General features: G+C 45.0%; 9 protein-coding genes. 2 read left to right on the top strand and 7 right to left on the bottom strand.

Annotation, left to right across the window (positions count from 1 at the left end; all coding sequences use genetic code 11):
- Positions 1–111: 111 nt before the first annotated feature.
- The 6 genes from R7070_RS18925 to hutC all read right to left on the bottom strand — a co-directional run bounded on the left by R7070_RS18925 (position 112) and on the right by hutC (position 7,590).
- Entirely contained in the window at positions 112–837 is a 726-nt protein-coding gene (locus R7070_RS18925) for a DUF3581 domain-containing protein (RefSeq protein WP_017821813.1), read from the bottom strand.
- A gap of 335 nt (positions 838–1,172) precedes the next feature.
- A complete protein-coding gene (gene hutH / locus R7070_RS18920; protein ID WP_170893862.1) occupies positions 1,173–2,708 on the bottom strand; it encodes a histidine ammonia-lyase in 1,536 nt (511 codons plus the stop codon).
- A gap of 11 nt (positions 2,709–2,719) precedes the next feature.
- On the bottom strand, positions 2,720–4,417 hold the full coding sequence (hutU, locus tag R7070_RS18915; RefSeq protein ID WP_256900571.1) for a urocanate hydratase: 1,698 nt from the start codon (positions 4,415–4,417) through the stop codon (positions 2,720–2,722).
- Positions 4,418–4,490: 73 nt separating this feature from the next.
- Positions 4,491–5,501 carry a formimidoylglutamase gene (hutG, locus tag R7070_RS18910; RefSeq protein ID WP_170897140.1) on the bottom strand — a complete coding sequence of 337 codons (1,011 nt, stop codon included), beginning with the start codon at positions 5,499–5,501 and terminating at the stop codon, positions 4,491–4,493.
- Position 5,502: 1 nt separating this feature from the next.
- Positions 5,503–6,753 carry an imidazolonepropionase gene (hutI, locus tag R7070_RS18905; protein ID WP_115385886.1) on the bottom strand — a complete coding sequence of 417 codons (1,251 nt, stop codon included), beginning with the start codon at positions 6,751–6,753 and terminating at the stop codon, positions 5,503–5,505.
- Positions 6,754–6,882: 129 nt separating this feature from the next.
- Complete coding sequence (gene hutC, locus R7070_RS18900; RefSeq protein ID WP_213889996.1) at positions 6,883–7,590, bottom strand: histidine utilization repressor; 708 nt, start codon at positions 7,588–7,590, stop codon at positions 6,883–6,885.
- Between the two features lie 248 nt (positions 7,591–7,838).
- On the opposite strand from hutC, the gene R7070_RS18895 reads away from it, so the two are divergent.
- Positions 7,839–8,582 carry a sporulation protein gene (locus tag R7070_RS18895; protein WP_017821818.1) on the top strand — a complete coding sequence of 248 codons (744 nt, stop codon included), beginning with the start codon at positions 7,839–7,841 and terminating at the stop codon, positions 8,580–8,582.
- Between the two features lie 6 nt (positions 8,583–8,588).
- Here the strand turns inward: R7070_RS18895 and R7070_RS18890 are convergent, their stop codons facing one another.
- The gene (locus R7070_RS18890) at positions 8,589–9,566 is read right to left on the bottom strand and encodes a DUF3187 family protein (protein WP_054576442.1); all 978 of its coding nucleotides are present in this window, start codon (positions 9,564–9,566) and stop codon (positions 8,589–8,591) included.
- Between the two features lie 403 nt (positions 9,567–9,969).
- On the opposite strand from R7070_RS18890, the gene thrS reads away from it, so the two are divergent.
- Positions 9,970–11,898 carry a threonine--tRNA ligase gene (gene thrS / locus R7070_RS18885; protein ID WP_005395892.1) on the top strand — a complete coding sequence of 643 codons (1,929 nt, stop codon included), beginning with the start codon at positions 9,970–9,972 and terminating at the stop codon, positions 11,896–11,898.
- Position 11,899 lies beyond the last annotated feature (1 nt).

The following is an 11,899-nucleotide window of genomic DNA, read 5'->3' as shown; positions in this document are numbered from 1 at the left end:
TTAAAATACAAAACGCCCGATGAAGTACATCGAGCGTTTTAGTTAAAAAGTGTCAACCCATATCAGGACGGGTCAAACACGTTTTTTGTGCGCTTCTGATAGGGCAGTCGACTAGGCTGCCTTAACGAACTTTGCTAGGAATGCATCCTTACGTTCATTAAAGCGGCGTACAAGGTCATCAACCGCTTCTTGGTCATATGGCTTCAAGCCACTGGCAACCATGCGCTTAATACCTTTACCAACGACTTCACCGTCTTCTTTAAACGCAAAGTTTAAGGTGACTACACCTCGTTTTCCTTCTACGTCGAATGTTGCGCCAGTGAAATCCACCTCTGGATGCGTAAGGTCTAAGCGTGAAAATTCGACTTCCATGCTTTCATAAATAACTAATGGACGCTGGCAGTTAATCATCATTTGCTTCTCTTCCATAAGAGGAACCATGATGTGAGGGAAGTTCATACCAGAAAATTGCACGTAATTTGTCACTACATGCTCAATAAATGCCGGATCGTGGTTAGTTTCACCTTCACGGGACATGTGTAAGTATTCTTTACCTGCCTCGTCAACAACAGCGCTTTCTTTGTCACACTTATTTTCAATATGAAGTGCTACACCATCGTTTACCATGCCAGAGAAGTTAAAACGCATCTTTTGGCTAACGCCTTCTTTACTAAGAAGCACAGCGAAAAGTAAATCTCCAGGGACACAAAAGCGTTTGTTGTCTTCATCATGAATTGGGTTGTAGTCACCTGCGACACGTTTTGCAAAGTGGCTTGCTTGTTCGCGAGTGAACTGAAACTGGTGATTAGTGTTTGAAAAATAAGGTGTTAGAAACATAATTTTTACGTAGTAACCAAAACTGTGTGGGATTATATGCGAATATCTGCGTAGCAATGGTCCATCCAGTGAAAACTTCACCGTATCCTAACAATAAGACACAATTTCGGCGGATAAACCGTTAAAAACGCATACTTTAGCAACGCTTTTATTTGTGAAAACAATAAACAACGACCTTTTCGCTCGCCTATCTTTTAAAGTATAGCCATCAAAGTAGACTGGCGTTCATAAATAGTGCCATCAACATGTTTAATCGTATGTAAAAAGGCTCCACGCTGAACGTAGAGCCTTCAAGTCATTATCTGTTTATTCGATGAAATGCCAGTTATGCTTGGTTATTGAACACTTGGTAACAAGCTCTCTGGCATGAGCGTGTTGTGGATAGCCAGCTTAAGCAGAGTATTTGCCTGTTCAATGTCTGGAGCAAAGTAGCGATCTTTATCGTAGAACGATACTTTTTCACGCAACATTTGTTTCGCAATCTCAATACGCTCAGAGGACTTGTTTGGTGCTCTAAAGTCTAGGCCTTGTGCTGCTGAGAGGTATTCTACCGCCAGAATACCGCGAGTGTTTTCGCCCATTTCTTTCAATCTGCGAGCCGCGAATGTTGCCATTGACACGTGATCTTCTTGGTTTGCAGATGTTGGCAAGCTGTCTACTGACGCTGGGTGAGCGAGTGTTTTGTTTTCACTTGCTAACGCAGCAGAGGTAACCTGAGCAATCATGAAACCAGAGTTCACACCACCATTGTCGACTAAGAAAGGTGGTAGTTTTGATAGCGCGCTATCGATAAGTAATGCCATACGACGTTCAGACAAGCTACCGATCTCGGCAATCGCAAGTGCTAGGTTGTCGGCTGCCATTGCAACAGGCTCCGCATGGAAGTTACCGCCAGAGATGATGTCACCATCTTCAGCAAACACCAACGGATTATCTGATACGGAATTAGCCTCTACTTGTAATACTTCGGCCGCATTGCGGATTTGCTGTAAACACGCGCCCATCACTTGAGGCTGACAGCGCAAAGAATACGGGTCTTGTACTTTTTCACAGTTAGTATGCGAATCACCTATTTCACTCGTTGTGTCTAACAAATGACGGTATGCGAGTGCTGCGTCCATCTGGCTGCGATGACCACGTACACGGTGAATGCGCGGATCGAATGGACGTCGGCTGCCGAGAGCGGCTTCAACAGACATTGCACCACAAACGGTTGCTGACGCGAAAAGATCTTCCGCGATAAACAGGCCTTCCAATGCAAACGCTGTGGATGCCTGAGTCCCATTTAGTAGCGCTAAGCCTTCTTTTGGCGCCAGAGTGATAGGCTCTAGACCTGCGATTTTTAATGCTTCTTGCCCGGAAATGATATTACCGTTGTGGCGAGCTTGTCCTTCTCCCAGTAATACTGTGCTCATATGGGCTAGAGGAGCTAAGTCACCTGATGCGCCAACAGAGCCCTTTTTAGGTACGCAAGGGTAAACTTGTGCGTTGACTAGGTCGGTCAGCATATTAATGACTTTTAGGCGAATCCCAGAAAAGCCACGAGACAGACTATTGATTTTTAATACCATCATCAGACGAACCGTTTCATCTGACATAAACTCACCGATACCTGCCGCATGAGAAAGAACGATACTGCGTTGAAGTGTTTCTAAATCTTCTGGTGCTATTCGTGTGTTAGCCAATAGCCCAAAACCAGTGTTAATTCCGTAAACCGTTCTATCTTCCGCGATGACTCGGTCTACGACTTGCGTGCTTTCTTCAATGGCCGGAATGGCTTCAGGATCCAAAGTAAGGTTGACTGGTGAACGGCTCACTTGGCGTAGTTCGTTTAAGCTAATATGACCTGGCTTTAGCGTTAAATTTAACATCTCTTTCATCCTTACTTGAGCTTCTTCAGTTCTTCGTTGAGCATTGGCAAATCTAGCCCTTGCTCTGCTGCACATTGTTTAGCGATATCGTATCCCGCATCAGCATGACGCATCACGCCTGTTGCTGGGTCGTTATGCAGCACGCGGGCAATACGTTCTGAGGCATCTTCACTGCCGTCACAGCAGATAACCATACCTGAGTGTTGCGAGAAGCCCATACCTACGCCACCACCGTGGTGTAGTGAAACCCAAGTTGCGCCGCCCGCCGTGTTGAGTAGCGCGTTTAATAATGGCCAGTCTGATACGGCGTCAGATCCGTCCATCATACCTTCGGTTTCACGGTTCGGGCTTGCTACAGAGCCAGAGTCTAAGTGGTCTCGACCAATGACAACGGGCGCCTTAAGTTCGCCATTTTTCACCATTTCGTTGAATGCTTGACCAAGACGCTCACGATCTTTAAGACCAACCCAGCAAATACGCGCAGGTAAACCTTGGAACTGGATGCGTTCGCGAGCCATATCTAGCCAGTTATGTAAGTGCGGATTATCTGGAATTAGCTCTTTTACTTTTTGGTCGGTTTTATAAATGTCCTCAGGATCGCCAGAGAGAGCAGCCCAACGGAAAGGACCGATACCTTCACAGAATAGAGGACGAATGTAGGCTGGAACGAAGCCAGGGAAATCAAATGCGTTTTCTACGCCTTCTTCCAAGGCCATCTGGCGGATGTTGTTACCGTAGTCGAGTGTTGCGGCGCCGCGATTTTGCAGCTCTAACATCGCTTGAACTTGCACAGCCATGGATTTTTTCGCTGCTTTTACGACCATTGCTTCATCTTGCAAACGCATTTCTGCTGCGTGAGACATGCTCCAGCCCTGTGGTAAATAGCCATTGAGCGGGTCGTGTGCAGACGTTTGGTCTGTTACGACATCAGGCGTGATATTACGTTCTACCAGCTCAGAGAAAACGTCTGCTGCATTACCTAGTAGACCAATCGATACTGGTGTGTCTGACTCTTTAATGATAGCTAGCGCTTCACCTAAAGAAGTCGCTTTCTTATCGACATAGCCTGTACGTAGGCGGTAATCGATACGTGATTCATCACACTCTACTGCAATCATGGAGAAGCCCGCCATTGTACCAGCGAGAGGTTGAGCACCACCCATGCCACCAAGACCACCCGTTAGAATCCAACGGCCATTTGCGTCACCGTCAAAGTGTTTTTTTGCAACAGATACGAACGTTTCGTATGTGCCTTGTACGATACCTTGCGAGCCAATGTATATCCAGCTGCCAGCGGTCATTTGGCCGTACATCATCAAGCCTTGTTTATCGAGCTCGTTGAAGTGTTCCCAGTTTGCCCAATGCGGAACAAGGTTTGAGTTTGCGATAAGCACGCGTGGGGCATTTTTATGAGTAGGGAAAACACCAACAGGCTTGCCTGATTGAACTAAAAGCGTTTGGTCATCTTCGAGTCTTTCAAGTACTTCAACAATCTTGTCGTAACATTCCCAGTTTCGCGCTGCTCGGCCAATGCCGCCATATACAACCAGTGAATGTGGATGTTCTGCAACATCAGGATCAAGGTTGTTCATCAGCATACGAAGAGGGGCTTCGGTTAGCCAAGATTTTGCGCGCAGTTTATCTCCGTGAGGTGCACGAATTGTTCTGCTTGTATCAAGTCGTGGATCTTGTCCCTGGCGCTGTGTCATTTCAGACTCCTTTAGTTTCTCGTGATGACCAAGTACTTGCTTGGTCGTAATAATCAGTGGCATCTGGGATGCATTATGGTTTGTGCTGTTTTTCCGCCATTGCGTTGGCGATATCCCAACACAAACGGGCAGCTAATCGTGCTGTTTGACTATCGACGTCATAATTTGGGTTGTATTCGGCGATATCAGCCAGCATTAACTTATTTTTGTAATGAAGAATTCGATCTAAAAAGGGGGCAATTGTGTCGTAACTCACTCCCCGAGCTGCTGGTGCGCTGACTCCAGGTGCGGTTGCGGCAGGAAATACATCCAGATCAATGGTCAAATAGAGGTGGTCACAGTCGTCAATAAAATGCTGAAGCTGAGTTAAGTGATAACTGTGGTTTAAGTAGCAGAGCTGATTGTCCTCTACATACCAAACATTTAACGCATCTGCTTTTTCAAATAGCGCTTTAGTGTTGCTACTGCGGCTTACACCAATACAAGCGTAATGAAAGTCCCAATCGTTACGTTGACAAAAATGATGAATTTGGTTGAAGGGTGTACCAGAGCTCGGTCTTATGTCGGCGAGGTTACTCTCGAATGCGCGCAAATCGAAATGCGCATCGAAATTGATAATGCCGATTTTAGGCTTCTTCTCTGGATGGTGCGCTTTAAAATATTCCGCTAAGCCGGAAAACGAGGCCCACGCAATCTCATGCCCACCACCCAGCACGATGACTGGCGTATGGGGCAGTGCGCTTGAAATGGTTGCTGCACATAGAGCTTGGCTCTCTTCCAGTAAGTCGTCTTCACACACCACAGTACCTAAGTCATATAGTGGGGCGTCTTGGTGCCATGCTAAATTAGCGAGTGCTCGTCGGATTAAGTCTGGCGCTTTTTTCGCGCCAATGCGTCCTTTGTTTCTCGCAACGCCAGCGTCGGTAGCAAAACCGAGTAATGAGACGCCATGCGCAACGGCACTCAACTCATCTGCTTTTTGGCGTTGAACAACGTGATGAATTCGCTGACCAAGCTTGCCGTCCTCGGCATCATGACGGCCTTGCCAATGAAATAGGGGAGAGTGTAGGTCGAATTGAGACATATTATTGGCCTCCGTGTGAAATGTATTCACCATTTACTATACGACCTACCAGACGTTTTGCTCCGACTTGATAGCTTAAATCCGCAGGGTTTTCGATATCCCAGATAGAGAAGTCCGCATCAAACCCTACTTTGATTTCGCCACGTGAGTTTTGATAACCCAGAGCTTTGGCTGCATGTTGCGTTACACCACGCAGTGCTTCTTGCGGTGTAAGGCGAAATAGCGTGCACGCCATATTCAGCATGAGTGTGAGATCAGAAAATGGTGATGTACCTGGGTTGACGTCCGTAGCAATTGCCATCGGCACGTTATGCTCTCTCAATAACTCAATCGGTGGTAACTGAGTCTCTCTTAGAAAATAAAAAGCGCCAGGCAATAGAGTGGCGACGGTGTTTGATCGAGCAAGTGCTTTAACACCTTGCTCATCTAAAAACTCGATGTGATCCGCTGACAGACCGTTGTATTGCGCAGTGAGGGCTGTACCACCGAGATTAGAAAGTTGCTCAGTATGCCCTTTAACCTTTAAGCCGTGGCGTTTTGCAGCTACAAACACTTTTTCTGTTTGTTCAAGATTGAAACCAATCGATTCACAAAAAACATCGACACTCGTAGCTAATTCTTCCTTTGCGACAACAGGGATTATGTCCTGACAAATGTGCTCAATATAATCATCTGCACGACCTTGAAACTCTGGCGGAATAGCGTGAGCGGCGAGAAGTGTAGTGGTGATTTTAACTTTGCGCTCTTGCTCTAGCATTTTGGCGGCACGGAGCATTTTTATTTCATCATTCAGTGTCAATCCATAGCCAGATTTCACCTCGACAGAAGTGACGCCACTCGCGAGTAACCCATCTAAACGTGGTAACGCTAACTCAACTAGTTGTGCTTCGGTTGCAGAGCGTGTCGCATGTACCGTTGAGAGAATCCCGCCGCCTTGTTTGGAAATTTCTTGATATGGCACGCCGTTTAAGCGCATTTCAAATTCGTTGGCACGATTGCCCGCGTAAATAAGATGAGTGTGGCAGTCGATCAAACCTGGCAGAACTAACTGGCCTTGAAGATCGATACTCTGAGGGTAATGTTGGGCAGACAACAGAGACTCGGTTTGCGGTGCGTCTTCACCAATGGCACAGGTACTGATCGCAACGATTTTTCCAGATTGAATACCAATGCGCGCTGGAGGCGTTGGAAGGTATCCGCATTCTCCCGATTGCATGGTAACTAGACGTGCGTTTTCAATCAGCAAATCCATGTTTGTGTCCCTGTGTTTATTTGTATCATTAAATGTATATACAAATAAATAGAGCAAAATAAGAACACTGACAAGGTTGATGTTGCTAAAATGTGATCAAAACGTAGATCTAGAGGACAAATCTTGTCCTTAAATGAGCACTTTTGAGCTCAGCTTATATTTGCTACCAGGGTGATAAAGTAGGGCGGTACTGACTAATTTATCTTGGCTCCACGTTCTGCGATTCAAGAGAAGGCAAGGTTCATTGGCTTGCATTTTTAAGTCTTGCTTAATACGGCTTTCAGGCACAATTGCCTCTACAGTATGTTCTATCGCGCTGAGTGGGCAATTATTTGACAGGTATTGATTTGGAGTGATTTGTGTGAAGTCTTGATTTAAATAACTCGGAGCATATTGGCTATTCACCCAGCGGAGCTCCAATTGAATCGGCGTTTGGTCTTCATAGTGAATAATTTCACTGTAAAACACTGTCGTGCCTAGCATAACGCCGAGTTTTGTCGCAATGTTGTCATCTGCTTTTATGGCAATCTGTTTGAGCACTTTACTGCCATACTTTCGCCCTCTATCGCTGACTTCTTCGGCAATGTTTCGAATGTCTAGCAGGGGAGATTCTGACTTTTCACTAGGATCACACACGAACGTGCCTAAGCGTGGGCGACGTTGTAATCGGCCCTCATTAACTAAATCCCGAATTGCTTTGTTCACTGTCATTCTACTGACACCAAATTGCTCGGTAAGCTCAATCTCGGTGGCGATGCGATGACCAACTACCCACTCTCCAGCCTCAATTTTATCCAGGATAAATTGTTTAATTTGAATGTAGAGTGGTGCAGACATAATCATTTTCCTTTATTTGACTATACAAATACTGCTTAATTTAGGTACAAATTGCAAACATTTCTCGACGAATGTACAGCTTAGTGACCGAACAATCCTATTGCAGGGCTGAATGACTCTTGCTGCTGAGCATTATTTGGATTGATGATTGAATTCAAACATTTTCTTGTGGTCTATTGCTTGCACAGCAGAAAACAATTGTGTAAACAAACGATCATTAGAAGAAAAGTCGCTAAAAAAGGAAAAATATGTTTAAAAAATTGAAAGCATCACTGGGGATCGGCTCTGCAAAAGTAGATACCATTTTGGACGAAATGAGCGTGTTTCAAGGAGCGACGCTGAAAGGGCATGTTCATATCAAAGGCGGAGACGTCGAACAACAAATTGATGCTATTACGATTAAATTGAACACGGAAATGAAAGTCGAAGTGGATGATAGCGTAAGTTACCAAACCTTCACTATTGATCAATTGAAAGCAGTTGACCCTTTTGTGATTCAACCTAATGAAGAAAAGCAGGTTCCGTTTGAGCTAAAACTGCATGATGAAACGCCAATTACTGCGGTTAGCGCACTTAAGAATCAATGTCATGTTTGGGTCGAGACGACGTTAGATATTGATTTTGCGATTGACCCGCGTGACCGTGACTATATTGAAGTGAAACCACTACCAGTAGCATCTCGGGTTATTCAAGCGATCGAGCAAGCTGGCTTCACTATGGTTAAAGCCGATGTTGAAAAAGGCTTTTTGCGCGGTGGCTCGTTTGCCTCTCGCTCTGGTATTTATCAAGAGCTAGAGTTCCGTAACAGCGGCTTTATCTCATCAAAAGAAATTGAGCTCTCTTTTATTCTGGAAGGGCAGGTCATGCATTGTTTGGCAGAGATTGACCGTTCGCTCAGCTTGGCTGGTGACCAATATCGCTCGTTTACGTTGCCGATCAATGCAACCGATGCTCAAGTCGCTGCCGCAGTTGCACCAACGCTAAATCTATAGCTCTCATCAACTTGATGAAAATATGTACCGATATCCTATTGTGAAAGCGATATCGGTACTGTTATCCATGTTTCTTGCGTTCTCTACGGCTAAAAACTCAAGCGCTGAATTTTCCATTAGATATCGATAGCCCAATACCAGTTCATTAGAGGCATCAGCAAACTCTGTGGGCCCTTCTGTTGAGCCTTGATACCAATGATATTCCAACATCAGGTGATGGTTATCTTCTAAGGCATAACGGTACCCACCCGCAATGGCAATCGTATTATGTCGATAGGGCAGATCGAGCAAGGCACGGTCATCCGAGCGAAAAGTCATGCCAATCATCGAATAAAATGCATGAGCATCACTTAAGTAGCTGTAGTTTAATTGGAAGCCTTGCTCGAAACTGCTACCTTGAAAAGTACCGTGAGCCACATCGTTAAAATACAAACTGCCGCCAATCGATAGGCCGTGATGTTCATTTTGGAACACTTGATACTGTAAGTAAGTAGATAGGTTATTGGCCAGTGTTTGTCCTTCGAAATCATCTTCAAGCACATCATATTGCGGCATTGAAATGTAAAAACGATCTCTGTCTACTTTATCCCGCCCATTTTGTCCGATACCGAAAAGTTTATGGAAGCTTTTCGTCAGTCCATCTAAATGGTTGTCAGCGGCAAAGACCCATCGATAGTTGAGCTCCCACTGCCAACGGTTGCTGACTTGCCATTTGCTGCCTAATTCGATTTGATTGTGGTAATAATCCAGTGCGTATTCATCAGTATGAGCCCAAACACTTGCCACGGTTCCCGAACCATAGGCTTCGACAAACCCAGAGGGCAGACTGTGTCCTGAACGTAGTATGTTGGTGTGACTAACCACTTGCATTGGGGATTGTGCGTAAGAACGCAGCGGGCCATATAAGTCACTTGATGCGAAGGCTTGCAAAGAACATATCGAGGTGCTTAGAAGCACCATAAAGCGCGATTTGAAATAGACCATGATGAATACCTACATACAAACTACTCTATAAAACAACTATATACCTAAATCGCACGTTGAGCTCTCGCCAAGCGTGTTAAGCTTTGTATCGGTTCACACGTAATAGGCAATATTGTAATTTGTTGTGTAAGTTCATTGAGGGGTAATTCCGTTTACAAGTTATGCGGTCTCTTAAAAAAGCATGATCAGATTGTCGTGACGGGTCTGCGGTTAAGTTCTTATGACAAAACAAAATCGCGCTTTGCATTCTAAATGTGAGCTAGGTACAATCCCACTTTCGATAACGGTCCGGTATTCGTGTTACCGAGAGGCCTTTATTGACTCTCAACTATTTTCAACAAATAGCTTCTAATTTGAATAACATGTGTTGCTTGGTGTGCAACACCACTGTAAAGGACATAGCATGCCTATTATTACTCTTCCTGACGGCAGTCAGCGTCAATTTGACAACCCAGTATCTACTATGGAAGTTGCGCAATCGATCGGTCCCGGTCTTGCCAAAGCAACTATCGCTGGTCGTGTAAACGGTAACCGCGTTGATGCGTGTGACCTAATTGAAGAAGACGCAAGCCTTGAAATCATCACAGTTAAAGATGAAGTAGACGGTCTAGAAATCGTTCGTCACTCTTGTGCTCACCTTCTTGGTCACGCTCTTAAGCAGCTTTACCCTCAAGCTAAAATGGCGATTGGTCCAACCATCGACAATGGCTTCTACTACGATATCGACCTAGACGAATCTCTAACGCAAGAAGATCTTGAAAAGATTGAAAAGCGTATGAAAGAGCTAGCGAAAACCAAGTACGAAGTGGTTAAGAAAAAAGTAAGCTGGCAGGAAGCGCGTGATACGTTTGAATCACGTGGCGAACCATACAAAGTGGAAATCCTTGACGAAAACGTATCTCGTGATGATCGTCCAGGCCTTTACCACCATGAAGAATACATCGACATGTGTCGTGGTCCTCACGTTCCTAACATGAGCTTCTGTCAACACTTCACTTTGCTGAATGTTGCAGGTGCTTACTGGCGTGGTAACAGCGACAACAAAATGCTTCAACGTATCTACGGTACGGCTTTCCACGACAAGAAAGCACTGAAAGCGCACCTAACTCGCCTAGAAGAAGCGGCGAAGCGTGATCACCGTAAGATTGGTAAGCAACTAGACCTATTCCACATGCAGCAAGAAGCACCGGGTATGGTGTTCTGGCATCACAATGGTTGGTCTATCTTCCGTGATCTAGAAGTATTCATCCGCGCTAAGCTAGATGAGTACGGTTACCAAGAAGTGAAAGGTCCACTTATGATGGACCGTGTTCTTTGGGAACGCTCTGGGCACTGGGACAAATACGCTGATGCAATGTTCACAACTTCTTCTGAGAACCGTGAATACGCGATTAAGCCAATGAACTGTCCAGGTCACGTACAGATCTTCAACCAAGGTCTAAAATCGTACCGCGACCTACCGCTACGTATGGCTGAGTTTGGCTCATGTCACCGTAACGAACCATCTGGTGCACTACACGGTATTATGCGTGTACGTGGCTTTACTCAGGATGACGCTCACATTTTCTGTACTGAGAGCCAAATTCAAGAAGAAGTAACAAACTGTATCAAGATGGTGTACGATACGTACCAAACATTTGGTTTCGACAACATCGTAGTGAAACTGTCTACTCGTCCAGAGAAACGTGTAGGTTCAGATGAAATCTGGGATCAATCTGAAGAAGCATTGAAGCAGTCTCTTGAATCGATGGATATCCCATACGAAATTCAAGAAGGCGAGGGTGCGTTCTACGGTCCTAAGATTGAATTCACACTATACGATTGTCTAGACCGTGCGTGGCAGTGTGGTACTGTCCAGCTAGACTTCAACCTACCAGGTCGCTTAGGTGCAACTTATGTAGGTGAAAACAATGAACGTCTTGTACCGGTAATGATTCACCGTGCGATTCTAGGTTCACTAGAGCGCTTCATCGGTATCCTTATCGAAGAATATGCTGGTTTCTTCCCAACTTGGTTGGCGCCAGAACAAGCAGTTCTTATGAACATTACTGATAAACAGTCAGGTTATGTTCAAGAAATAGTACAAAAACTACAAAAAAGTGGAATTAGAGCTAAAGCGGACTTGAGAAATGAGAAGATTGGCTTTAAAATCCGCGAACATACTTTGAAGCGTGTACCGTATATGCTTGTTGTTGGTGACCAAGAAATGGAAGCTGGCGAAATTGCAGTGCGTACTCGTAAAGGTAAAGATCTTGGTAAATTTAAAGTGGATGATTTTATTGCATACATCCAAGACGAGATCTCTAGCCGTAAGCTCAATCTGGAGGAATAAG

Source organism: Vibrio sp. 1557, assembly GCF_033340175.1.
GTDB classification, from domain to species: Bacteria; Pseudomonadota; Gammaproteobacteria; order Enterobacterales; family Vibrionaceae; genus Vibrio; species Vibrio alginolyticus.
This window is presented reverse-complemented; position numbering and strand designations above follow the sequence as displayed.

Bases quoted from the DNA above. Each gene is read 5' to 3' on its own strand.
- R7070_RS18925 (WP_017821813.1), bottom strand. From the start codon at position 837: ATGTTTCTAACACCTTATTTTTCAAACACTAATCACCAGTTTCAGTTC.
- hutH (WP_170893862.1), bottom strand. From the start codon at position 2,708: ATGTTAAATTTAACGCTAAAGCCAGGTCATATTAGCTTAAACGAACTA.
- hutU (WP_256900571.1), bottom strand. From the start codon at position 4,417: ATGACACAGCGCCAGGGACAAGATCCACGACTTGATACAAGCAGAACA.
- hutG (WP_170897140.1), bottom strand. From the start codon at position 5,501: ATGTCTCAATTCGACCTACACTCTCCCCTATTTCATTGGCAAGGCCGT.
- hutI (WP_115385886.1), bottom strand. From the start codon at position 6,753: ATGGATTTGCTGATTGAAAACGCACGTCTAGTTACCATGCAATCGGGA.
- hutC (WP_213889996.1), bottom strand. From the start codon at position 7,590: ATGTCTGCACCACTCTACATTCAAATTAAACAATTTATCCTGGATAAA.
- R7070_RS18895 (WP_017821818.1), top strand. From the start codon at position 7,839: ATGTTTAAAAAATTGAAAGCATCACTGGGGATCGGCTCTGCAAAAGTA.
- R7070_RS18890 (WP_054576442.1), bottom strand. From the start codon at position 9,566: ATGGTCTATTTCAAATCGCGCTTTATGGTGCTTCTAAGCACCTCGATA.
- thrS (WP_005395892.1), top strand. From the start codon at position 9,970: ATGCCTATTATTACTCTTCCTGACGGCAGTCAGCGTCAATTTGACAAC.